This is a genomic window from Streptococcus ferus DSM 20646, assembly GCF_000372425.1.
GTDB lineage: Bacteria > Bacillota > Bacilli > Lactobacillales > Streptococcaceae > Streptococcus > Streptococcus ferus.
In genome coordinates this window covers 402384-426794 of sequence record NZ_AQVD01000002.1, presented here as the reverse complement: position 1 = coordinate 426794, position 24411 = coordinate 402384, and the positions used below count along the sequence as shown (strand labels likewise).

General features: G+C 41.6%; 22 protein-coding genes. 16 read left to right on the top strand and 6 right to left on the bottom strand.

From position 1 onward, the window contains the following. Nucleotides 1-2 precede the first annotated feature (2 nt). Genes A3GY_RS0105140 through A3GY_RS0105125 form a run of 4 tightly spaced genes read left to right on the top strand, consistent with a single transcriptional unit; the run spans nucleotide 3 to nucleotide 5588 of the window. Nucleotides 3-3317 carry a DEAD/DEAH box helicase gene (locus tag A3GY_RS0105140; protein WP_018030344.1) on the top strand — a complete coding sequence of 1105 codons (3315 nt, stop codon included), beginning with the start codon at nucleotides 3-5 and terminating at the stop codon, nucleotides 3315-3317. Continuing rightward, nucleotides 3314-4351, top strand: a complete 1038-nt coding sequence (locus A3GY_RS0105135; protein ID WP_018030343.1) for an Eco57I restriction-modification methylase domain-containing protein — start codon at nucleotides 3314-3316, stop codon at nucleotides 4349-4351. The genes A3GY_RS0105140 and A3GY_RS0105135 overlap by 4 nt, the downstream gene beginning before the upstream one ends. Before the next feature lie 44 nt (nucleotides 4352-4395). Further along, entirely contained in the window at nucleotides 4396-5295 is a 900-nt protein-coding gene (locus A3GY_RS0105130; RefSeq protein WP_018030342.1) for an ATP-binding protein, read from the top strand. Beyond that, the gene (locus A3GY_RS0105125) at nucleotides 5289-5588 is read left to right on the top strand and encodes an STAS-like domain-containing protein (protein ID WP_018030341.1); all 300 of its coding nucleotides are present in this window, start codon (nucleotides 5289-5291) and stop codon (nucleotides 5586-5588) included. Before A3GY_RS0105130 ends, A3GY_RS0105125 begins: the two co-directional genes overlap by 7 nt. Nucleotides 5589-5756: 168 nt before the next feature. Here A3GY_RS0105125 and A3GY_RS0105120 read toward each other — a convergent pair whose 3' ends face one another. Next, a complete protein-coding gene (locus A3GY_RS0105120) occupies nucleotides 5757-6536 on the bottom strand; it encodes an ABC transporter ATP-binding protein (protein WP_018030340.1) in 780 nt (259 codons plus the stop codon). Between the two features lie 75 nt (nucleotides 6537-6611). Between A3GY_RS0105120 and A3GY_RS0105115 the strand changes: the two genes are divergently transcribed. The 9 genes from A3GY_RS0105115 to A3GY_RS0105075 all read left to right on the top strand — a co-directional run bounded on the left by A3GY_RS0105115 (nucleotide 6612) and on the right by A3GY_RS0105075 (nucleotide 14689). Next, nucleotides 6612-7706, top strand: a complete 1095-nt coding sequence (locus A3GY_RS0105115) for an AI-2E family transporter (RefSeq protein WP_018030339.1) — start codon at nucleotides 6612-6614, stop codon at nucleotides 7704-7706. A gap of 36 nt (nucleotides 7707-7742) precedes the next feature. Next, entirely contained in the window at nucleotides 7743-9089 is a 1347-nt protein-coding gene (locus tag A3GY_RS0105110; RefSeq protein WP_018030338.1) for a hemolysin family protein, read from the top strand. Nucleotides 9090-9185: 96 nt separating this feature from the next. Continuing rightward, nucleotides 9186-9980 carry a pyruvate formate-lyase-activating protein gene (pflA, locus tag A3GY_RS0105105; protein ID WP_018030337.1) on the top strand — a complete coding sequence of 265 codons (795 nt, stop codon included), beginning with the start codon at nucleotides 9186-9188 and terminating at the stop codon, nucleotides 9978-9980. A gap of 138 nt (nucleotides 9981-10118) precedes the next feature. Beyond that, nucleotides 10119-11054 (top strand): manganese-dependent inorganic pyrophosphatase, encoded by a 936-nt coding sequence (locus A3GY_RS0105100; protein ID WP_018030336.1) that lies wholly within the window; start codon nucleotides 10119-10121, stop codon nucleotides 11052-11054. A gap of 9 nt (nucleotides 11055-11063) precedes the next feature. After that, on the top strand, nucleotides 11064-11528 hold the full coding sequence (locus tag A3GY_RS0105095) for a hypothetical protein (protein WP_018030335.1): 465 nt from the start codon (nucleotides 11064-11066) through the stop codon (nucleotides 11526-11528). Nucleotides 11529-11625: 97 nt separating this feature from the next. Then, nucleotides 11626-12672, top strand: a complete 1047-nt coding sequence (locus A3GY_RS0105090; RefSeq protein ID WP_018030334.1) for an ABC transporter permease — start codon at nucleotides 11626-11628, stop codon at nucleotides 12670-12672. A gap of 10 nt (nucleotides 12673-12682) precedes the next feature. Then, nucleotides 12683-13375 (top strand): ABC transporter ATP-binding protein, encoded by a 693-nt coding sequence (locus A3GY_RS0105085; protein ID WP_018030333.1) that lies wholly within the window; start codon nucleotides 12683-12685, stop codon nucleotides 13373-13375. A 124-nt stretch (nucleotides 13376-13499) separates the two neighbouring features. Continuing rightward, nucleotides 13500-14153, top strand: coding sequence for a DUF1803 domain-containing protein (locus tag A3GY_RS0105080; RefSeq protein ID WP_018030332.1), 654 nt, complete (start codon nucleotides 13500-13502; stop codon nucleotides 14151-14153). A gap of 26 nt (nucleotides 14154-14179) precedes the next feature. After that, a complete protein-coding gene (locus A3GY_RS0105075; protein WP_018030331.1) occupies nucleotides 14180-14689 on the top strand; it encodes a YbhB/YbcL family Raf kinase inhibitor-like protein in 510 nt (169 codons plus the stop codon). 32 nt (nucleotides 14690-14721) lie between these two features. On the opposite strand, the gene A3GY_RS0105070 is transcribed toward A3GY_RS0105075, so the two are convergent. The 5 genes from A3GY_RS0105070 to A3GY_RS0105050 form a co-directional block, all read right to left on the bottom strand. After that, nucleotides 14722-15723, bottom strand: coding sequence for a FecCD family ABC transporter permease (locus A3GY_RS0105070; RefSeq protein ID WP_018030330.1), 1002 nt, complete (start codon nucleotides 15721-15723; stop codon nucleotides 14722-14724). Next, the gene (locus tag A3GY_RS0105065; RefSeq protein ID WP_018030329.1) at nucleotides 15720-16745 is read right to left on the bottom strand and encodes a FecCD family ABC transporter permease; all 1026 of its coding nucleotides are present in this window, start codon (nucleotides 16743-16745) and stop codon (nucleotides 15720-15722) included. Before A3GY_RS0105065 ends, A3GY_RS0105070 begins: the two co-directional genes overlap by 4 nt. 16 nt (nucleotides 16746-16761) lie before the next feature. Next, nucleotides 16762-17712 carry an ABC transporter substrate-binding protein gene (locus tag A3GY_RS0105060; protein ID WP_018030328.1) on the bottom strand — a complete coding sequence of 317 codons (951 nt, stop codon included), beginning with the start codon at nucleotides 17710-17712 and terminating at the stop codon, nucleotides 16762-16764. 20 nt (nucleotides 17713-17732) lie between these two features. Further along, on the bottom strand, nucleotides 17733-18515 hold the full coding sequence (locus A3GY_RS0105055) for an ABC transporter ATP-binding protein (protein ID WP_018030327.1): 783 nt from the start codon (nucleotides 18513-18515) through the stop codon (nucleotides 17733-17735). A gap of 241 nt (nucleotides 18516-18756) precedes the next feature. Continuing rightward, on the bottom strand, nucleotides 18757-20202 hold the full coding sequence (locus tag A3GY_RS0105050) for a UDP-N-acetylmuramoyl-L-alanyl-D-glutamate--L-lysine ligase (protein ID WP_018030326.1): 1446 nt from the start codon (nucleotides 20200-20202) through the stop codon (nucleotides 18757-18759). Nucleotides 20203-20288: 86 nt separating this feature from the next. On the opposite strand from A3GY_RS0105050, the gene A3GY_RS0105045 reads away from it, so the two are divergent. From A3GY_RS0105045 to A3GY_RS0105035, 3 genes are all read left to right on the top strand, one after another. Then, the gene (locus A3GY_RS0105045) at nucleotides 20289-21923 is read left to right on the top strand and encodes a putative polysaccharide biosynthesis protein (RefSeq protein WP_018030325.1); all 1635 of its coding nucleotides are present in this window, start codon (nucleotides 20289-20291) and stop codon (nucleotides 21921-21923) included. 140 nt (nucleotides 21924-22063) lie between these two features. Beyond that, nucleotides 22064-23158, top strand: coding sequence for a cystathionine gamma-synthase (locus tag A3GY_RS0105040; RefSeq protein ID WP_018030324.1), 1095 nt, complete (start codon nucleotides 22064-22066; stop codon nucleotides 23156-23158). 2 nt (nucleotides 23159-23160) lie between these two features. Next, on the top strand, nucleotides 23161-24324 hold the full coding sequence (locus A3GY_RS0105035; protein WP_018030323.1) for a MalY/PatB family protein: 1164 nt from the start codon (nucleotides 23161-23163) through the stop codon (nucleotides 24322-24324). Nucleotides 24325-24411: the final 87 nt, after the last annotated feature.

The window sequence follows — 24411 nt, the reverse complement described above, 5'->3', positions numbered from 1 at the left end:
TAATGAATAGAAGAACAACTATTAAAACTAGCAGAACAGTTTTTCCAAAAATTTATGCTTATACATTGCCGCTAGAAGCAAAAGATGTTCAAGGATGGGTCAAGATTGGATATACAGAACGGGAAAATGAGGATATACGCATTCAAGAGCAGCCTGGACCAAAAGTTTTTGGACAATATTATAAACTATGGGTAAAGTCTGCTCGAAATATTGATGGTGAATTTTTTACAGATCATGATTTTCATAGTTTTATTCAAAAACGGGGTATTAAGCGTGAAACAAAATATGCCAGTAATGAATGGTTTTATTTTAATGGAACTCCTGATAATGCTTTAAAACTTTATAAAGATTTTGTAACCAAGGATTTTGCAGATAAATCAGGAGAAGGTCACCTGTATCAGCTTAGAAATGAACAAGCTAATGCAATGCTTCAAGCAGAGTCTTACTTTGATAAGGGTGGTAAAGAATTCCTTTGGAATGCGAAACCTCGATTTGGTAAGACACTAGCGACCTATGATTTAGCACGTAAACTTGATGCAGTAAATGTTTTGATTGTGACAAATCGTCCAGCTATTGCAAATTCATGGTTTGACGACTATGAAAAATTTATTGGCTGGCAGACGAACTATTTATTTGTCAGTGAGACAGATGCCTTAAAAAATCGTTCTACGCTTAGTCGCAGTGAATTTATATCAATGATACAGGATCACTCTGATTACAATCAGATTGCTTTTATATCGTTACAGGATTTAAAGGGATCTAAGTATTTTGGTGATGGACCGTATGATAAGCTTAAATGGGTAGCAGATACGAATTGGGATTTGCTAGTTATTGATGAAGCTCACGAGGGAATTGATACATTCAAAACAGATAAGGCTTTTAACCGTTTAACTCGCAAATGGACGTTACACCTTTCTGGAACACCTTTTAAAGCACTGGCTTCTGATAAATTTACAGAAGATCAAGTCTACACATGGTCTTATGAAGATGAACAGGCAGCTAAGAAAAATTGGTCAGAAGATAGTAATAATCCTTACGAAGATTTGCCAACACTAAATTTATTTACTTATCAATTATCTAGCATGATGACAGATAAAGTAAATCAAGGAACTCAAGTTGATGAGGAAGAAATTCCCTACTATTTTGACCTCAATGAATTTTTTGCAGTCAATGAAGGTGGTAAATTTATTTATGAAGCGGATGTTATTAAATTTTTAGATGCTTTAACCCATAATGAGAAATATCCTTTTTCAACATCAGAATTACGAGATGAACTTAAACACACTTTTTGGCTGCTTAACCGTGTAGCTTCTGCAAAAGCACTGGAAAAGTTGCTCAAAAAGCACCCGGTCTTTAAAGATTATGAAGTGGTGGTTGCTGCTGGAAATGGTAAAGGAGCTAATGAAGCAGATGACATTCAAGCTAATGAAGCGAGCCTTGTGCGTGTTTTGAAAGCTATCGAAGAAAATGATAAAACCATTACCTTGTCTGTTGGTCAGCTGACAACAGGGGTTACCGTTAAGCCTTGGACAGCAGTGCTGATGCTTTCCAATATTAAATCCCCTTCTGTTTATATGCAGGCAGCTTTTCGGGCACAAAATGCTTATAGTTTTGAAGATGAAGAAGGAAATCTTAAGCGTAAAGAAAATGCTTATGTTTTTGATTTTGCACCAGAACGTACCTTGATTCTTTTTGATGAATTTGCTAATAATCTCAAGAAATCAACAGTCAATGGTGCTGGGACTAGTCAAGAACGTAAGGCCAATATTCAAAATCTCCTTAATTTCCTACCTGTTATTGGTGAGGATAGCGAAGGACGCATGATGGAGTTAGACGCTGAAAAGGTCCTGACCATTCCGCATCAACTCAAAGCAACTGAAGTGGTTAGGCACGGCTTTATGAGTAATTTCCTCTTTACCAATATTTCCTCTATTTTCCAAGCCCCGCCTATTGTGCAAGAGACCTTAAACCAGCTTGAGCCGGCCAAGGAAGATAAAAAGAAAAATAAAATAATCGATACGGGTGCCATAGCAACTGATGAGAATGGTAATGTTCAAGTATCTGATAAAATTGTTATCAATAAAACCGAGGCAATTTTTGGGGATGAAAAAGTTGTAGAAGTGACGGATGATCTTCGTACCAATATTGGGAAAATGGATATAAATTCCGCAGAAAAGTTTATTAATCAGGTAGCTGATACAGCTGTTAAGACGATACGGCCAGATTTAGAGACTGTCAAAAGTCAATTTGAAAATGTCCATAAATCGGATATTGATCGCATGCAAAAGACAATGCAAAATCATGTTGAGCAAGAAGTAAAAGAAAAATATTTGTCTTTCGATCATAAGCAAGCTGAAATCAAGCGAAATTATGAGGAGAAACTAAATGAAGCCGTAACAGAGCGGGAAAGAACAGCTATTTTGCTTGCAGAAAAGGTAGACCTATCTACTGCCTTTCAAGAACTGCAGACAGACCTGATGTCTGATCTTTCAACAACTCTCGCAGAAGCTCAAGAAGCGGCTGTTAAGGAACAGGAAATTCGTCAGACTGAACGTAAAAAAGCTAGCATAGAACAAGATGTTCGTGACCACCTACGTGGTTTTTCCCGCACAATTCCTAGTTTTATTATGGCATATGGAGATGAAAATCTGACCTTGGCAAATTTTGATGAGTATGCACCAGATAATGTTTTTGAGGAAGTGACAGGTATTACAGAAGACCAATTCCGTTTCCTGAGAGATGGCGGTGATTATATGGACGAAGAAACAGGAGAAATGAAGCATTATGAGGGACATCTTTTTGATGAAGTTGTCTTTAATCAATCCATTCAAGAGTTCTTAAGTCTAAAGTCTAAATTGGCTAACTACTTTGATGACAGTCAGACAGAGGATATCTTTGACTATATCCCCTTGCAAAAGACTAATCAGAAGTTTACGCCACGCAAATATGTCAAGCTGATGGTAGATAGTTTGGAAGATGAGAATCCTGATATCTTTGAAGATTTAAACCGTACATTTTTTGATCCTTATGTGAAGTCAGGACTTTATCTGACAGAAGTAGCCAAAAAACTTTATCATAGTCAGATTCACAAAGCAGCCTTTCCAAATGGACAAGAACGTATCAAGCATATCCTAGAAAATCAGGTCTTTGGCGCAGCTCCAACTGAGATTATCTATCATATTGCTAAAACGTTTGTCTATGGTCAGTTTGATCATATTGACACCCGCAATCTAAAACAGCTAGACTTAGTACCTGCAGCTAAAAACGGAACCATGCAGGATGCAGTCGCCCAAGCCTTTGGAGGAGAAAAGAAATGACAGAACCATTTAAATTTGATGTAGTTATTGGGAATCCGCCGTATCAGGAAGAAGCACAAGGAAAAAGACCTGAGCCAATTTATCATTTATTTTTAGATGAATCAAATAAACTTTCAAATAAGGTTATAATGATTCATCCGGCACGATTTTTATTTGAAGCAGGTCAAACTCCAAAAGCATGGAATAAAAAAGTTTTGAATGATGAACATTTTAAGGTTGTTTATTATGAACAAGATTCCTCAAAAATATTTCCTAATACAGATATTAAGGGAGGTATCGCAATAACATATAGGGATAATCAAAAAGTATTTGGAGCTATTAGAACTTTTACTGTACATAAGGAATTGAATCATATCGTGAGTAAAATAGTGTCTTCTAAAAATTTTGAGTCTATAAATAAAATAATGTATGGTTTTAATAGCTATAAGTTAACAGAGAAAGTTTATAAAGACTATCCTATTTTTGAAGAAAGAGTAGTAAGTCCCCAAACAAGGATGTATATGTTGACAAATATATTCACACGATTACCTGAAATATTTTTTGACACTAAACAGTCAGATGAAGATGTTCAAATTATTGGTAGAGAAAATTCGGAAAGAAGCTTAAAATATATAAACAGAAACTATATTATTGATCATGCTAATTTAGATAAATATAAAGTAATTTTACCTGGTTCAAATGGTAGTGGAGCAATTGGTGAAGCACTCTCTACACCTTTAATTGGGGAACCTCTAATCGGGCATACTCAAACATTCATTTCTTTTGGAGCTTTTGATAATAAGCGGGAATCAGAATATCTTTTAAAGTACATAAAAACTAAGTTTGCGAGGGTAATGTTGGGAACAATGAAGATTACTCAGCATAATGAAACTGCATCAACTTGGAAAAATGTCCCACTCCAAGATTTCACTCCTAATTCTGATATTGACTGGAGTCAATCTATTTCAGAGATTGATCAGCAGCTTTATAAAAAGTATGGTTTGTCACAAGATGAGATTGACTTTATTGAAGAAAAGGTTAAGGAGATGAAATAAAATTTTTACGAATAGAGTAGGTAGAAAGAATAAAAGGAGAAATCATGCGCACCATTACTCTACCTAAGCAGGTTACTACAGATTCTATTAGGAAAAATATTATAGAGTTTAGAAATTATGTTGATAAAAGTTCAGATAGCGCGTCTGTATCCATTGATTTAACAAAGGTTGAATTTATTCAGCCTGCTGGGGTCATAGCCCTAAATAATATTTTTCAGTGGTCAAAGCAACATAAAGGGATTGAAATGTCCTTTGTAGTTGATACAGAGACAGAAAATAGACGGAATTGGGAAGTAATGGAGTATCTTTCTGACTGTGGATTTTTTACCAATTTTGGGCAAGCAGATATTTTTAAAGTTCCAAAGTTACGTCCAACTATGTTATCCTTGAAAGCAATTGAAACAAGTAAAGTGAATCAATGGAAGCAATCTGATTTAATGGGATGGCTACAGAAACAGACGGGAAAACGAAATGATTTTTCATCTATATGTGTCGCTATTGATGAGATTTTTAATAATATCTCAGACCATTCAACTGAAAAAATTGGTTCAATATTTGGTCAATACTATCCTAAAAATAATGAAATTATCATAGCTGTTTCAGATTTTGGCATTGGAATTCCAACCTCTTTGAAAGAGAAGTGTGATGAAGAAAAAAATGATAATGAGTGGATAGAAGAGGCTTTGAAAGAAGGTGTATCAACACAATCAGTTCCACAAAATAGAGGAGCTGGTTTAGCCAATATCATGAAAACTTTAACTACAAATAAGATAGGTCAAGTGACAATTATTTCAAATTGTGGTAAAGTAAGGCTAGAAGACAATCAAATTGTTGAATCTAGATCTTTTGTGGAGTCATATCAAGGGACTTTTTTTGAATTGAAGATTGATACCTCAAATCAATCTCTGTATGACTTAGAAGAGGAGGAAGAATTTGAATGGTAAGAATCATTGTTAAAGATGTTGTAGACAACTGTTCAGATAATGCTTCTGGATTAAAGATTTTGTCTCTTATTGAAGATGCTTTGAGAGCAGAAGAAGAGGTGACAGTTTCTTTTGAGGGCATTTCTTATGTCAGCACCTCTTTCGTTAATTCAGCTTTTATTAATTTACTGGAGAACTTCGCTTTTAACACCATTAAAGCGAAGCTCTCCTTCATTAAATCAACTATTCAAATTAACCAATTGATAAAAGAACGCTTTGCTTTTGAAACCAATAAAACAACAGTAGCATCATAATTATAGACAGGATTAGGCTAGGAAGTATACGATACCCTAGCCATTTTTATAATTAGTATAGGAGACTGTCATTAAACAAATACCTCTGACTAGTTAAAATCTAGTCAGAGGTATTTAGTCTTTATACAATGATTTTGAAGTTTTGACGGATCAAATATTGCTCTCATATTACTCCGGTTTTATAAAAAAACGACCTTCTCCCAGCGGTATAAGATTAACCTGATGGTCATAGAAATCAGATAGGCATTCTTGGCTGATAATGTCTTCTTTTTTGCCTTGAGCGGCAATGCCACCATTTTTCAAGAGGAGGATATGATCCATTTTTTTGGTGATTTCTTCGGCATGGTGGGTCACATAGATGACTAGGGGAGCGTGGGGCAGTTCTGTGATGTGATCGACCTGCTGCAGCAGTTTTTCACGGGCGAATAAATCAAGTCCGCTGGTCGCTTCGTCCAAAATGATAATATCAGGTGCTTCCATTAGACTGCGGGCGATGAGCAGGAGTTGCTTTTCCCCTTGGGAAAGGCTGGCGTAAGTTCGGCCGATGAGGTGCTGACCGCCGATGGCTGTCAACATATCCCGCGCCTGATTTAGTTCTGTTTCGCCGTAGGCCTTGTAGAGGATGCTGCTCTTGTACTTCCCTGTCAGAACAATTTTCTCAGCCAGCATCTGCTTGGGCAGTCGCTCTGCGATAAAAGAGCCGACAACTCCGATTTTTTGGCGCATATCAGGAATATCTCCCTGCCCAAATGTGGTGCCAAGAATTTCAACTTCCCCCTCAGAAGGCCAATATTCGGCCATAATGAGCTTTAAAAGCGTCGTCTTGCCAGAACCATTGAGCCCTAGAATAGCCCAGGTCTGACCTTTCTCAACACACCAGTTTAGGTCTTTTAGAAGGGCTTTGCCCTGTCTTTTTAACGAAACATTTGTCATTGAAATGAGTGCCATGATATCTCCTTTTGATGCGATTGTCATTTATTATAGCACAAAAATATGATAGAATAGTGCTTAAAAGGGGAGATTATGTTTAAGACGAATAAGTTATTCTTTTGGACAGCAGAGATTCTGTTGGTTACCTTTATTATTTTTATCTGGCGGCAGATGGATGGTATTCTGAGCCCTTTTTTCAGTGTAGCCAGAACCTTCTTCATCCCTTTTATTTTAGCCGGCTTTCTTTATTATGTTACCAACCCCTTGGTCTGCTTTATGGAGGAGCGGCTCAAGATAAAGCGGATTTGGGGGATCTGTCTGGTCTTTCTGCTCCTCATTGGCTTATTGATCTTTTCCATTACCAGTTTGATTCCGAATCTGATTACACAGCTGACGGATTTAATTTCTGCCAGCCAGACGATTTATCTCAATATGCAGGATCTCTTGGTTAATCTGAAAGACAATCCGGCTTTTAAAAATATTAACTTTGATTATTTGTTTAGGCAATTAAATCTATCTTATGTCGATATTTTGAAGAATATTCTGAACAGTGTGACGGTGAGCCTGTCCAATATTATCTCTATCATTACTAATGTTGTCATGGTGCTGGTGATGGTGCCGGTCATTCTCTTTTATCTTCTAAAGGATGGTAAGGGGCTGCTCCCCATGCTGGAACGGACAGTTCTGCGGGATGATAAGCTGAACATCAGTAAGCTGTTGGGCAGGATGAATGAAACCATATCCCACTATATTAGCGGGGTAGCCATCGATGCTGGCTTTATCTTTGTTTTTTCATTTATCGGCTATCAGATCATGGGCGTTCAGTATGCCTTTCTCTTTGCCTTAGTTGCTGCGGTGACCAATGTGATTCCTTATATTGGTCCTTACCTGGGGTTGGTGCCTGTCGTTTTGGCTTATGTAGCTACAGACCCCAAAAAGATGATTATTGCAATTATTTATATCATGATTCTTCAGCAAATTGATGGCAATATTATCTACCCTCGTGTGGTCGGCGGTGCTATGAAAATTCATCCCCTGACCATCATGGTACTCCTTGTTTTGGGAGGCAATATCTATGGTCTGATTGGAATGCTGGTGGCTGTGCCTGGTTACGCCATTATCAAAGAAATCGTTAAATTTGCTGCTGGCGTGTACGACTACCACAAGAAAAATAAAATTGTGTTATAATAGACTAACTATATCTAATTTAGGAGACATCTAATCATGGAAGACCCCGGGAGTCAGTCCTTGTTCTTACAATTTCTACTCTTACTCATTTTGACCCTTTGCAATGCTTTTTTCTCTGCCACCGAAATGGCTCTTGTATCGTTGAATCGCTCTCGGGTGGAACAAAAGGCCGAAGAAGGGGAGAAAAAGTATATCCGTCTGTTAAAAGTCCTTGAAAATCCCAATCAGTTTCTGTCAACCATTCAAGTCGGCATTACGCTGATTACCCTCTTATCAGGGGCAAGATTGGCCGATTCACTGGGAGATATCATTGCTGGCTGGTTCGGCAATTCGGCAACTGCGGATACTGCAGGAAGTCTGATTTCCCTAGCCTTTCTGACCTATATTTCAATCGTTTTGGGGGAGCTTTATCCCAAGCGTATCGCAATGAATTTAAAAGAAAACCTAGCGGTCATGTCAGCTCCTATTGTTATTTTCATGGGCAAGATTGTCAGTCCTTTTGTCTGGCTGCTGTCAGCTTCGACCAATCTCTTGAGTCGTCTGACGCCGATGCAGTTTGATGATGCGGATGAGAAGATGACGCGTGATGAGATTGAGTACATGCTGACCAATAGCGAGGAGACACTTGACGCTGACGAAATTGAGATGCTTCAGGGAATCTTTTCACTGGATGAACTCATGGCGCGTGAAGTTATGGTTCCTCGGACCGATGCTTTCATGGTTGATATCAACGATGATACCACTGAGATTATTGAAGCCATTCTCAAGGAAAGTTTTTCCAGAATTCCCGTTTACGATGGGGATAAGGATAAAATCATTGGTCTCATTCATACGAAAAAGTTATTAGATGCTGGTTTTAAGCAAGGCTTTGAGCAGATTAATCTCCGGCGCATCCTCCAAGAACCACTTTTTGTTCCAGAGACGATTTTTGTCGATGATTTGCTGACCTCTTTGAAAAATACACAAAATCAGATGGCCATTCTCTTGGACGAGTATGGCGGAGTGGCTGGGCTTGTCACCCTAGAAGACCTTCTAGAGGAAATTGTCGGTGAAATCGATGATGAAACCGATAAAGCGGCCGTTTCTGTCCGTGAAGTAGCTGAGAATACCTACATTGTTCTCGGGACAATGAATCTGAGTGACTTTAACGATTATTTTGAAACAGAGCTGGAAAGCGACGACGTGGATACCATTGCCGGCTTTTATCTGACCGGTGTCGGTACCATACCGACCCAGGAGGAAAAAGAAATCTTTGACGTGGATAGCAAGGAAAAACATCTGTCCTTGGTGAATGACAAGGTAAAAGACGGCCGTGTGACCAAACTAAAAGTGATTGTAACACCTAATCAAAGGGAAGATAAAGAGAAGGAGTCTGGGAAGTAATTCTCAGGCTCTTTGTGGATAAAAGGTAGCGGTATAGGACCTTTTTCAGAAAAAAGTGTTATAATGAAATCAATAAAAGGCTTTCAGGAGGAGCGTATGCCAGAAGAAGCAATTGACTACAGAAAAGTAACAGGACTCGTACATTCTACGGAAAGTTTTGGATCAGTTGATGGACCGGGAGTACGCTTTGTAGTCTTCATGCAGGGCTGTATGATGCGCTGCCAGTATTGTCATAACCCTGATACTTGGGCTTTGACCAATGACAAGGCCAGTGAAAGAACGGCAGAAGATGTCCTCAATGAAGCCCTCCGTTACAGAGGCTTTTGGGGTAATAAGGGAGGAATTACTGTTTCAGGCGGGGAAGCGACCCTGCAGATGGACTTTTTGATTGCTCTCTTCACTCTGGCTAAGGAAAAAGGGATTCATACCACCTTGGATACCTGTGCACTGACCTTTAGAAATACCCCTGCTTATCTTGAGAAGTACGACAAGCTCATGGCAGTAACAGACCTGGTGCTTCTGGATATCAAAGAAATCAATCCCGAGCAGCATAAGGTGGTGACAGGGCATAGTAATAAAACCATTTTAGCTTGTGCCCGCTACCTGTCTGACATCGGCAAGCCAGTCTGGATTCGCCATGTCTTGGTGCCTGATTTGACGGACCGAGATGAGGATCTGGTTAAACTGGGTGAATTTGTGAAAACCTTGAAAAATGTAGAACGCTTTGAAATTCTCCCCTACCATACAATGGGTGAATTTAAATGGCGTGAACTGGGCATCCCCTATCCCTTGGAGGGCGTGAAGCCACCAACGGCTGAACGGGTTAAAAATGCTAAGGAACTGATGCACACAGAGACTTATGATGATTATCTGAAGCGTATCGGGAATTGACCAGAGACTCGGTCTGGCAAGAAGCATCTAACGAGGTTCGAAGAGGATTTAGCTGTAAGGAAGCTTCTTAGCTTCCTTTGATTTTGACTGGTATTTTTGTTAAAATTGAAAAGAAAAAATTGTAAAGAGGTAAAAAATATGTCTAAAGTGTTTGTATTTGGTCACCAAAATCCTGATACTGATGCGATCGCATCATCTTATGCTTTTGCGCATTTGGCGCGCGAGGCCTATCACATGGAAGCTGAGGCGGTCGCCTTGGGTGAACCAAACGAAGAAACAGCCTTTGTTCTTGACTATTTTGGCGTAACAGCACCGCGCCTTGTTGCATCAGCCAAGGCAGAAGGTGTTGATACGGTTATTCTAACAGACCACAACGAATTCCAGCAGTCTATTGCTGACATCGCTGATGTAACTGTCTTTGGTGTGGTAGATCACCACCGTGTGGCTAATTTTGAAACTGCTAACCCCCTCTTCATGCGTTTAGAGCCAGTTGGGTCAGCTTCGTCCATTGTCTATCGCTTATACAAAGAAAATCAGCTTGATGTGCCGAAAGAAATCGCCGGCCTGCTTCTGTCCGGTCTGATTTCGGACACGCTTCTTCTAAAATCGCCGACTACCCATGCAACAGATCATCAAGTAGCTCAGGAATTAGCTGAATTAGCAGGTGTCAACCTTGAAGAATATGGCTTGGCTATGTTGAAGGCGGGCACCAATTTAGCCAGCAAAACAGCAGAAGAGTTAATCGATATTGATGCCAAAACCTTTGAACTGAACGGCAATAATGTCCGTGTCGCTCAAGTTAATACGGTTGATATTGCTGAGGTTCTTGACAGACAGGCTGAGATTGAAGCGGCAATTGAGGCTTCACGTGCAGCTAATGCTTATTCAGACTTCGTCTTGATGATTACGGATATTGTCAATTCTAATTCAGAAATTTTAGCGCTAGGCTCAAATACAGACAAGATCGAAGCCGCCTTTAATTTTACCTTAGAAAATAATCATGCTTTCTTGGCAGGTGCCGTTTCTCGTAAGAAACAAGTTGTACCGCAATTGACAGAAAGTTTTAATGCTTAAGGAGATTTTGTGGTTTATACTGTCAATTTTAAAAACGTCGAAACCGTTGGGCTCGAAGAGAGCCCTGTGGCGGATGCCCTAGCAGGCCTTCGTGCCAATGAGGCGCGCTATTTTTGGAACAAATACAAACTGGACTACCAGGTCTACACCCCTGAAGAGAAACTGGAAGTTTTGCCTTTCATTGAGAAAGTTCTGGCGGAGAGGGAAATGGTTTTCCCTTATAAAGCATTGAACGTCGCCCAATTTGAGGTTGATGGAGTTCTTTGGTCCTATGTCTACTACGAAAATGGCCTGTCGGTCAATGTGCTTTATACCCTTGAAGAGGGCGGCAAACGGGCAGTTGGTTTCAAACTGTCTAACGGCATTGATATTCCCAAAGAGTTTGAAGGCAGGTTTAAATTTGCCCGTCAGCGCTCAAAATTAGCTGGTGAGATTCGAGGTACCTTTTTTGTGGTGAAAGGCACTTATTTATAAGACAGAAGAAGGGAGAGCCCTTCTTTTTTAGGTCGTATAAATGTACTTTCTCCTGGATAAGTAGTAAGATGGTCTTAAGATAAAGGAGAAGAACCGTATGTTTTTAGCCCTGAGAGAGATTAAGTACTCCAAATTACGTTATAGTTTAGTGATTGGCCTGATGTTTCTAATTGCCTACCTTGTTTTCTTTTTGACGGGCTTGGCCTACGGCTTGGCACAAAAGAACAGAGAGGCCGTTGATACTTGGCAGGCCGATCAGATTGTTTTAACAGACGAGGCCAATGGCAGTCTGAGAGTATCACACTTTTCTCAGCAAGCATTCGATCAGATTAAGGCGCCTGAGAAAGCCGAATTGATTCAGTCTTCTGCGACCGTCAAGAATGATGAGGGAGATAAGATTGATGTTACCTTTTTTGGAATTATCAAAAATCAGTTTTTAAGACCTGATCTTGTGGAAGGGAAAATGTTTTCTGAAAAGGGAGAGGTGGTTGCAGATATTAGCCTAAAGGACAGTGACGGCCTGAACATCGGTGACCAGCTGAAACTGAGTGATGGGAAGGAATTGACCATTGTCGGCTTTACGCAAAAGGCGAATTTTAATGTGTCGCCGGTACTTTATATGTCGCAGGATACGTTTTATGAGGCAACTGGACAGACAGGTTCGAAAATGATTAGTGCCGTTCTGGTTCGTGGCAAAGTCAGCCAGCTTCCGAAAGGCTTAGATAAGCTGTCCATCAGCCAGTTTATTGAAAAATTACCTGGCTATCGGGCACAAAATATAACCTTTTCCTTTATGATCGGCTTCCTCATTTTGATTGCTGCCCTTGTCATTGGTATCTTTATTTATATCTTGACCTTGCAGAAAAAAGCCATTTTTGGTGTCTTAAAGGCTCAAGGGGTATCCAGTGCTTATTTGGCAAAATCGGTGATTGCGCAGACCTTTTTGCTGTCTCTGGTAGCGGTAGGCTTGGGGATGGGGCTGACGCTTTTGACCGCTTTGATTTTACCGGTAGCAGTTCCTTTCCAGGTCAATTACCTTTTCTTTAGTGGGATTGGCGTATTAATGGTACTGATGGCAGTGCTAGGAGCTCTTTTTTCCATCTTAAGTATTGTTAAAGTGGATCCTTTGAAGGCTATCGGTTAAGGGAGGTATTATGACAGCCATTGAATTAAAGCAGATTAAAAAATATTATAAGGACGGTCAAGAGACCATTGAGGCGCTAAAAGAGACAAATCTCACGATTAAGAAGGGGGAATTTGTCGCAGTTGTAGGACCTTCTGGCTCAGGCAAAAGTACGTTTTTAACCATTATCGGAGGTTTGCAGGAACCATCAGAAGGTCAGGTCTGGCTGAACAATCAGCCTTTTAGCACACGAAAAGAAAAAGAGCGGGCCAAAATGCGTTTTGATCAGGTCGGCTTTATTCTGCAAGACTCCAATCTTGTGCCCTTTCTTAAGATTAAAGATCAGTTACGTTTGGTGGATCAAATTGATCATGAGAAACAGCGAGAAGATGCCAATGCTTTATTTGATCAATTGGGAATTAGTGATTTAGCCAATAAATATCCCGAAGAACTATCTGGTGGCCAGAGGCAGCGGGTTGCTATCGCGCGTGCCCTCTATAATGATCCGACGATTATTTTGGCAGACGAGCCAACAGCCAGTCTGGACACCGAAAGAGCTTTTGAAGTTGTCCAACTATTGGCAAAAGAAGCCAAGGAAAAAAATAAGGCTATCCTCATGGTGACACATGATCGGCGTTTGATTGCCTATTGCGATCGCTTATTGATCATTGAAGATGGCTTGCTCAGAGAAGAGGAGCCGGAGCTCTCGAAGGACTGGCATTGAGCCAAAAAGACAGTTTTTGCTGTCTTTTTTTGAGGTGACTTTAGAAGGCTCTAAGATGGTTTTAAGGGCGTATTATGCCAGCTTTTAGAAAGCTTCTTTGCACGGAACATGTTATAATTGACATATGATAAGCATTTTGAACCCGACCAAACTGACGCGACAGCCTTTTTTTAATGACTTGATTCAGTATTTGGCAGCTCATGACGAGGTGACTCTGCGTCAGCTTAAACAGGTCTTTTCTCACGTTAGTCATCTCGAACGTTCTATAGAGGCCTATGTTCAGGCAGGCTACATCAAGCGTAAGGATAAGCGTTACTGTAATCAATTTACCTTGGTAACTGATACAGACCATATCCAGTTGGATCAGCAGATCTTTGTCGATACGGACAGTTCTGTCTATGAGGAACTTCTCTCTTTAACGTTCCAGACCGAATTGGGTAACCAGACTAACGAAGCTGTTATTGTTGAGCAGACAGGGATCAGCAGAGAGGAGCCGACCTTGTCCAATTATTTTTATAAGTTAAGAGAAGGTTTGCCTCTATCGGATAGCCAACAGCCGCTCTATCAGCTTTTGGGTGATGTTAATCAGGAGTATGCCCTCAAGTATATGACGACTTTTTTGTTGAAGTTTGGTCGTAAGGATGTGGTCAAGCAGAAGCGTCCGGATATCTTTGTTCAGGCTTTAGAATTGTTAGGCTATCTTGAGAAAAGTACCGATGATAACTACGAGTTGCGAATGGTCTTTGATAAGCAAAACTTGGTGTTTAGTTCCTCTTAGAAATGGGTAGAAGGGAGGTGTTTGACATGATAGAAAGGTTAGATTTTAGTTGTCCAACTATTCCTGAGGGGGGAGAATTTCCGCTTGAACATACAGGAAAGGGAGAAGACAGGTCACCTGAATTTTACATCAAGAATCTTTCTCCTCAAGCCCAAACACTTGCTATTACTTTGGAAGATTTGACCCATCCTCTTAAAAAGGAATTCACCCATTGGCTTATCTGGAATCTTCCGGCTTCCAGTCACATTAAGGACAATTTGCCTCAGGGTTTTGAAGTAGCAACCCCTCAAGGAGCTAGGCAAGGGATAGCCTACGGCTGGTATCGTTATGCCGGTCCAAAACCTCCGCTAGGTCAAAACCATCAATATCGCTTTACGATTTACAGTTTAGACTGTTCCTTAAGTTTGAATCGCTGGACGCGAAAAAGTAACCTTTTAAGAGCTATGCGGGGGCATATCCTGCAAAAGGGACAACTGACAGCTTCTTTTGGCAATAAAAAAATCTGGAATCAAGATTCCAGACCAATGATGGCGTAAGTGAGTCGGCAGTGCAATGCCTGGCTCATTTTTTATGTCTCCAACCGTGTCATTAAATAAAGAAAATAAGGAGCACCAATAACGGAGACAATAATACCAGTAGGAATACCCGTCCCAACAAGAAGCACCCGTCCGATAGTATCTGCTGCGAGTAGAATGATCATACCGGTTAGCATTGTAGCAGGAAGAGTGATTCGGTGATCACTGCCCAGAAATTGCCGCGTAATGTGCCCCGCAACCAGACCAACAAAGGTGATATTCCCAACTAGAACAACACTCAGAGAAGCCAGTGCTGTTGATAAGATGAGGATAATGCCTCTTTCTTTTTTGAGATGAAGCCCTAACGCTAGCGCAGTATGTTCGTTAAGGTTCATGATGTTTAGAGAGTGGCTGCGGCTGTAAGCTAGTAGCAAAAGTACCAGCAGTATAGGGGTAAAAAGGACTAAGGTTTCCCAATTGTCTCCGCTGACCGTACCGCTCAGCCAAGAGATGACATAGTCCATTTTATTGTTATCCAACTTACTGATAATTGAAACCATCACACCAGAGAGCATGGATGACAGACCTACCCCTGTAATAATCAGGCGCGTCGGACTGATGCTGTGATTTGTTTTACGGGAAATAAGGTAGACCAAAAAAATGGTGCTTATCCCGCCGAACATAGCCAAGAGTGGCAAAAGCCGAATGCCCGCTGGCTGAGAGACATCGATGAGGCCAATAGCAATGGTAATGACTAGACCGGAACCCGTATTGACACCAAGGATCCCAGAATCTGCAAGGGGATTCTTGGTTAGGGTCTGTAATAGCATCCCTGACACAGCTAGGGCGGCGCCCCCCAGCATACAGGCCAGAATTCGAGGCAAGCGGATTTGCGTGACGATAAAGACCATGGCGGAGCTAGCCTTTCCGAAAGGGATGTTAAGGATATCGATCAGCGAGGACTGGGCATAGCCTACGGATAGGGATAACAGAAAGAGAAGGGCAAGAAGTGACAGCAAAAGAGCAAAACTGCTGACTGTTTTAGAATGTTTCATAGGTTCTTCCCCTTTCTGATTAGCCAGAGGAAGCATGGTAGGCCAATAATGCTGATGATAGCATTGATCGGTGTTTCTGCAGGAGGATTGATGGTTCGGCTGATTAAATCAACCCAGATCATGAAGGTCGCCCCAGCAAAAGCTGTCAGAGGCAGCAGCAGACGGTAATCTTTGGCAACAAATAAACCGATAAAATGGGGAATAATGAGTCCCACAAAAGCAATGCTTCCGATGAGGGCCACGGATGCGGCGGAGAGTAAAAGAACGATTCCCAACAAAAGCATCGTTATGGTCAAAGTGGCCTGTCCCAACGCCTTGGCGACAGTTTCATCGAGGCTCAGAATCGTTAGCTGGTGGGCGAAAAGCTGCGACAGAGCCAAACCAATAAGGATAATAGGCGCAATAACAGCCAGCATGTTCCAATTGAGCTGAGCCAGTCCGCCGGCTTGCCAGCCGATAACCGTTGTGGAAAGATCAAAATAGAGTGTTACAGCCTGTCCAAGAGCTGAGAATAAGGTTGCTATCATGGCACCTGCTAAAATTAAGCGCAGCTGGTGATAGCCCTTACGCGGCTGATAAGAGAGTCCAAAAATCAATACGGCGGCCAGGGTTGAGCCAATTAAACAAACGAGCAAAATGAGACTGTAGTGCAAACTGCCAAAAAAGGCATAGGCTAAGATAAGTGCCAGACCAGCCCCGGCATTGATTCCCAGAAGCCCAGGATCTGCGATAGGATTACGCGTAATACCCTGCATGATAGCACCAGCCTGGGCCATAGCGGCACCAACTAGGCTGGCAGCTAGAATACGAGGCAGACGCAGGTCAATGATAACATCTTGAGTATTAGAATCCTGAAAAGGGTGTTTAAGAGTAGCTAAAAGCTGATCATGACTGTAATTGACAGCACCCAGTCTTAGGCTCAGATACCAGCCAATGAGTAATAAGACCAGCATGATGAAAAAAACAAGCCAAAGGCGATTTGACTTATTTTTCTGGCTGAAAACGCGAGCTTTCGTGTTCATAACAATGCTCTTTCTGTTATTGATTGGCTTTCTTGACAGCCTTAACAAAAGCAGGCAGCTGCTTGTCTAGGGACATGGGGTCAGAGAAATAGAAAAGGTTATAATCAACTTCCAGTACCTGTCCTTTTTGAACAGCCGGAATGTTTTTCCAAACATCACTTTCCTTCAGCGACGCTGCAGCTTCTTTGGTTGACTGATTCACATTGACAACGGCATAATCTCCGATATAATCTCCGATGACTTCCTGAGAGACACCGAACCAACCGTCTTTGTTAATAACATCTGTTTGGACTTTTTCAGGAGCCTTGTAGCCTAGTGAATCATAAATCAGTTCACCACCGCGTCCCCAGTTGTTCCCGTAGAGGAAAATGTTTTTGTCGTAAAAATCCATGACCGTAAATGTTGTCTGAGCTGATAGCTGGCTGCTGAGGTCTTTTTTAGCCTTGGCAACCTTCGCTTTCCAGCTGGAGAGCCATTTTTGAGCTTGGTCTTCTTTGCCAAAGACTTTCCCTAGGTGGGTCATCATATCCAGATAATCGCTGGAAGCATATTCGATGACAAGGACAGGAGCTATTTTTTTCAATTTATCAAGATTTTTATCTGTTGAAAAGGCGATAATTAAGTCAGGTTCCTGTGCTGCGATGGCTTCAGTATCATCAGAAGTAAGCTGCTTGGCTTTTTTGAGCTGATCACCAAAAGCAGGACTGTCTTTTTCCAAATCAAGTGAGTAGCTCGAAACCTTGATACCTAATTTTAAGAGGTAGCCTGTATAAGAGTAGGCAAAGTTGACAACCTTTTTAGGGTTTTGGGGAACATCACCGTAGTATGAGAAGCCTTTAATTTTAGGCTTTGAGGATAATTGGGAGCTGTCAGAACTTGTCTCCTTCTTAGAAGATGAGGTATTGCTGCAAGCTGCCAGCGCTAAAACGGCCAAAAAAAGCGTTATAACGGTTATATATTTTTTCATTTTCAATACTCCTAAGTAATCTATAATAACTGATAAGTCAGTAGAATGGGTCTTTTGTGAATAGGATCTTCTGTTAATTGGGCCTCAATCTGAAAGACATCTCTGAGAATATCCGCTGTCATGAGTGTTTCTGCCTTGCCTTGATATTTGATCTGTCCGGCTTTCATGGCAATCAGGTAATCTGAAAAGCGAGCTGAGAGGTTGAGGTCGTGCAGCACCATCACGATGGTTTTATGGCTCTCTTTGTTGAGCCTTTGCAAAAGTTCCAAAACTTCTAACTGATGGTTCATGTCTAGATAGGTTGTTGGTTCATCCAGAAAGATAGTATCGGTGTCCTGAGCTAAAGCCATAGCAATCCAGACACGCTGGCGCTGACCGCCAGACAGACTATCAACATCCATATCGGCAAATGCGGTTACCTTGGTAACTTCCATAGCCCAATGAATGGCATTGCGATCCTGTTGCGACAGACTCCCCAAATATTTTTGATGAGGGAAGCGGCCGTATGAAACTAATTCATATACTGAAATCCCTTGATTGGCTTCTAAAACTTGGGGCAAAAGTGCCATTTTTTTGGCCACTTCCTTGGTTGGAAGCTTGGCGATTGACTGACCATCAAGCAAAATAGCCCCTTTTTGAATAGGCTGAATACGGGTCAAAGCTTTGAGCAGAGTAGATTTGCCGCAGCCATTTGCCCCGATAATGGTCGTTATTTTCTGGTCCGGAATGGCAACAGATAAATTGTCCAACACACGTTTTTGGTCATAAGCCACCTGGATGGATTCAGCACGAATATCTGACATAGTAGCCTCCTTTCTTTAAAGATGTTTTTAAATTATAGCACAAAAAAAGCCTGAAACAAAGGAATCTGTCAAAAATATTGGAATTTTTGGAAAATAAAGACATTTATTTAGAATGATTAAAAAGAATAATAACAATGGTTATCAATAAGGTCTTGAAGGCGCAAGAGTGCTGTCAAAGAGGATGCCCTACTCTAGCTAAAAAAGAACAGCTCCTAGAGCTGCTCTTATGATGAGATGATTGTTATAAATGGTTTTTGGCGATTTGGAGATCACCGGCATAGGCCGCCCGTTTTCCTGCCACAATCTGAAAAGCATCGGCTCCTTTGCCAGCAATGATAATGGCATCACTTGGCTTGCTTGTGAGCTGCATAGCATAAGCGATGGCTTCTTCACGATCCACAATAATCTCGACTGGGCGGTTAATATGGCTAGCAATTTCCTGAGAAATCTGTAAGGGGTCTTCATGATTAGGATCATCTGCTGACAGAATGACCTGTAAATCGGGATAGTTATTGATAACCTGGCCAAAATCTTTTCTGCGGCTTTCCCCTTTGTTGCCTGGCGCTCCTAAAATCAGAATCAGCTGACCAGACTGGTGTTGTTTCACGACTTGGAGCAATTTTTTGAGACTGTCACCATTATGAGCATAATCCACAAAGACCTTGGCACCATTTTTCTGGGTTAAGACTTCCATACGGCCGGGAACAGAGGTTTCGGCAATTCCCTTGCGAATATCTTCAGGGGTGGCACCGAGTTTCAGACAGGCCAGACCGGCGGCTAGAGCATTTTCTTGATTAAAGTCACCGATTAACTGAATATCATAATGGCCAGCTAATTGCCCTGCCGCTTGGAAAGAGAAGGCCTTACTCTCCAAAATAGGATTGTCCGAATAGCGCCCGTAAAAATTATGGGCTTTTTCAGCAAGCTCTTCCTTGATGAAGTCAAAATGGTCCATCTGGCTGTTGACAATGGCGTAGCGGCTGTTAGCCAGCAAGAGCCGTTTATGGTAAAAATAATCCTCATAAGTAGGGTGTTCAATAGGTCCGATGTGATCCGGACTGATATTGAGAAAGACACCGACATCAAACTGCAGTCCATAAACCCGCTTGGTTAGGTAAGCCTGACTGGATACCTCCATGATTAGGTGGGTCATACCATTGGCAAGAGCTTCCGCCATCATTTGGAAGAGGTCCAAACTCTCAGGTGTGGTCAAGGTTGATTTAAAGAAAGTTTTGCCGTCAAGTGTGGTATTCATAGTTGACAGCATGGCAGGTCTATGATGTTGCTTTAGGATGGTGTAGGCAAAGTAAGCAGCAGTTGTTTTGCCTTTGGTTCCCGTGAAAGCCAGTAGCTTTAATTTCTCTTGGGGATTACCATAGAAGGCCATGGCAAGCAGGCTCATGGCTTGCTTAATATCGTTGACTAGGATGACAGGGATGCCCACCTCATAATCCTGCTCAGCGACATAAAAAGAAAGTCCAGCAGAGACGGCCTTTTCCAGATAGTCTTTTTTAAAAGCAGCGCCTTTAACAAAGAAAAGAGTATCAGGGGTTACTTGACGGCTGTCATAAGAAATAGCTTTAAAGGTTTTGCCCTGCCAAGAGTAGTGGTAGTGCCCGTCGGAGATAATTTCTCTAAAATTATGATCTTCTTTGAGAATCGTTAACGTTTTTTCAATCGTAATCATACCTTTTATTTTAGACTGAAAGCTGGTGTTTTACAAGTGCTAGGCAAAAGTTTATAATAAATTTATCAAACGAAGAAAGAATGGTCATGACTGAAAAACAAAATCAATTAAGCCAACAGGAACAGATGGTGAGAGGTGCGGCCTGGCTGACGATCGGAAACTTCCTCAGCCGTTTGTTAGGTGCTATTTATATTATTCCTTGGTATGCCTGGATGGGGAGATTTGGTGCTCAGGCCAATGCCCTTTTTGGGATGGGATACAACATTTATGCCCTCTTTTTATTAGTCTCAACCGTTGGTATTCCCGTTGCGGTAGCCAAACAAGTCGCTAAATACAATACCAAAAATCAAAAGGATACCAGCTTTTACCTCATACGAGAATTTTTAAAGCTCATGTTACTTTTGGGAGCTATTTTCGCTCTGGCCATGTATGTCTTTTCACCCTTAATGGCGGCTTGGAGCGGGGGCGGCGAAGACCTCGTCAGAGTCATGCGGAGTCTGACCTTGGCGGTTCTCGTTTTTCCAGCCATGAGTGTCTTGCGGGGCTTTTTTCAAGGTTTCAACAACCTTAAGCCCTATGCGGTCAGCCAGATTGCCGAACAGTTGATTCGTGTGATTTGGATGCTCTTAACAGCCTTTTACATCATGAAATTGGGTTCAGGGAACTATGTTGAGGCCGTGACGCAGTCAACATTTGCCGCCTTTATCGGGATGCTGGCCAGCATTGCTGTTTTGATTTATTTTCTTTGGAAAGAAAAAATGCTGTCTAGGGTCTTTTCAAAGAAGCCAGACCATGTTACCGTTGATACCAAGTCTTTGGTGATCGAGACGACTAAAGAGGCCATTCCTTTCGTCGTAACAGGATCAGCTGTTCAAATTTTTCAAATTATAGACCAATGGACGTTCAGCAATACCATGAGCCTCTTTACCAATTACAGTAAAGCGAGCCTCGACATTATGTTTGCCTATTTTGCCGCCAATCCTAATAAGCTGACGATGATTCTTATTGCAGTAGCGACAGCGGTATCAGGGACAGGGATTCCTCTTTTGACGGAAAACTTTGTCAAGAAGGATAAAAAAGCTGCGGCTCATCTGGTCATCAATAATATCCAGATGCTGACGATGTTTCTACTGCCGGCAATTCTGGGTTCTGTCATTTTAGCGAAACCACTTTATACTATTTTTTATGGTCAGTCAGATCAGCTTGCCCTCAATTTGTTTATTGCCGCTTTGATTCAAACTCTCTTTTTGGCCTTTTATACTCTCTTTTCACCAATGCTGCAAGCTTTATTTGAGAATCGCAAAGCCCTCATTTATTTCGCCTACGGCCTCATTGTCAAACTCGTCCTGCAGATTCCCTGCATCTATCTGCTGCAAGCTTACGGGCCGCTTTTGGCGACAGCTGTTGGCTTGCTCGTCCCGATTGTCCTGAGCTATAAGCAAATTCACAAGGTCACCTCCTTTAGTCAAACCATTGTCTTTCGGAGCAATCTTTTAATAGCTATCCTGACTCTCTTGATGGGCTTGGTCGTTGCCTTGGTGACTTTGGGATTAGGTTTGGTCCTAAGTCCAGATGGTCGAATCAACAGCATGATTTATATTCTCCTTGTCGGAACGGTAGGTGTTGCCTTTTATGGTTACTTAACCCTGAAAACCCGTCTTTTAGACAAGATGCTCGGAAGCAGAGCAGCAGCCTTGAGAAAAACATTCCGTATATCTTAGAAAAAACTGTCAGTTATTGGCAGTTTTTTTGTTATAGTTTTTTCTTATAACTAACTATCAATAATAAGTATGCAGCAGGCCCAGCATTTACAAGAAAGAAGTGGTAAAATAGTGTCATTCTATTGAAAAAGGTAAAAACAATGACGAGAGATTACAGGTTAGATACTGTCTTGGCCCATGCCGGGATCAACTCCGATAAAGAAACTGGTGCCTTAGCTGCGCCTCTCCATTTTTCAACGACTTATCAGCATCCTGAGTTCGGTCAATCGACAGGATATGACTATACCAGAACGAAAAACCCGACTCGGGCCACATTAGAGAAAACCTTAGCGGCTATTGAGAAGGCAGACTACGCTTTGGCAACAAGTTCAGGTATGAGTGCCATTGTTTTAGCCTTAGAAGTGTTTCCTGTTGGTAGTAAAGTTGTCGCTGCGCGTGATTTATACGGCGGTTCATTCCGTTGGTTCAATGAAAAAGAAAAAGAAGGGCGTTTTGTCTTCACTTATACAAGTACTGAACAAGAAATGCTGGCGGCTATTGATGCATCAACAGCGGTCGTCTTCATTGAAACACCGACAAATCCTTTAATGGTAGAATTTGATATTAAAACCATCGCCGATGCCGCCCATGCTAAAGGTGCGAAAGTTATAGTTGACAATACCTTTTACAGTCCGATTTACCAAAATCCTATTGAGCTGGGAGCGGATATTGTGGTCCATTCGGCGACCAAATACCTATCTGGCCATAATGATGTCTTGGCAGGTGCTGTCATTACCAGTGACCAAGAACTCTATGAACAATTTTTTTATAACCTGAATACCACAGGCCCTGTTCTGTCACCTTTTGATTCTTACCTGCTGATGAGAGGACTGAAAACTCTCAAGCTTCGTATGGAGAAATCAAGTCAGAATGCTCAGGAAATTGTTGCTTTTCTAAATACCAATCCTGCCGTCACAGATGTTTTTTACACTGGCAAAGGGGGGATGGTTTCCTTTAAGGTTAGGGATCAGCATAAAATTCCTGACATCATTAACCGTCTCGATGTCTTTACCTTCGCTGAAAGTCTTGGAGGTGTGGAAAGTCTGATTACTTACCCGAGTACTCAAACCCACGCGGATATTCCAGCAGATGTCAGAACTTCTTATGGATTGACCGATGACCTTCTGCGTCTGTCAATTGGTATTGAAGATGCCCAAGATTTAATAGAGGATTTACAAAGAGCATTGGAGGCCTAACTATGGGACAATTTGACTTTACCACTTTACCAGATAGAATCGCTACCAACTCCATGAAATGGAAAGAAGTTCAGGAAGATCAGGACCTTTTACCCCTATGGGTGGCTGATATGGACTTTCTTGGTTTTCCGGCGATTCACCAGACTTTAGAAGCTTTCAGTGCTTATCAGGTTTACGGTTACCCATCCGTCAGTCCTAGTCTTTTTCAAGCCATTCAAGACTGGGAAAAAAGGGAACACGGCTATGCTATCGAAAAGGACAGTATTGTTTTGATTGAAGGGGTTGTCCCGGCAATCTCTGTTGCGATTCAGGCCTTTACCCAAGAAAATGATGCCGTGTTGATTAACACACCGGTTTATCCGCCCTTTGCCAGAACCGTTCGTCTCAATAATCGGCAGCTGGTCACCAATTCACTGATCAAGGCAAACGGTCATTTTGAAATCGATTTTGATCAGCTGGAGAAAGATATTGTGGAAAATGATGTGAAACTTTATCTTTTCTGCAGCCCCCATAATCCTGGAGGACGTGTGTGGACCAAAGAAGAACTTTTAAAATTGGGGCAGCTCTGTCAGAAATATGATGTGATTCTTGTTTCGGATGAAATTCACCAAGACATGGCCCTCTTTGGTCATAAGCATCATACGATCAATACGGTATCTGACAGCTTTAAAGAGCGTAGCCTGATCCTCTCTAGCGCGACGAAAACTTTCAATATCGCTGGGACAAAGAATTCTTTTGTTCTGATTGAAAATCCCAAGCTCCGTAAACGCTTTAAAGACCGACAGCTGGCAAATAACCAGCATGAAATTTCCACCTTGGGTCTTCTGGCAACAGAGGCGGCCTTAACAGAAGGCCAAGCTTGGTTAGAGGAATTGAAAGCTGTCCTTGAAGACAATATTAATTTTGTGGTGTCCTATTTTGAAGAGCACCTGCCGCAGGTAGAGGTCATGAAGCCCGAAGGCACCTACTTAATTTGGCTGGATTTTTCCGGGACTGGTCTTGACCACCTTGAAATCGGCCGCAAACTCCGTGAGCAGGCCAAGGTTATCTTAAATGACGGTCTTACTTTTGGTAAAGAAGGTAAATACCATTACCGGCTTAATGTCGCAGCGCCTGTCCATGTGATTCAAGAAGGCTGCGAGCGAATTGTTAAAGCTTTTCAATAGTCATTGCAAGCATCAAAAGACTGATTTTGGTGCTTTTTGACTTTTAAGGAGCGGTAATTTTTGCTATAATGTAAGAAAAATCAGAAA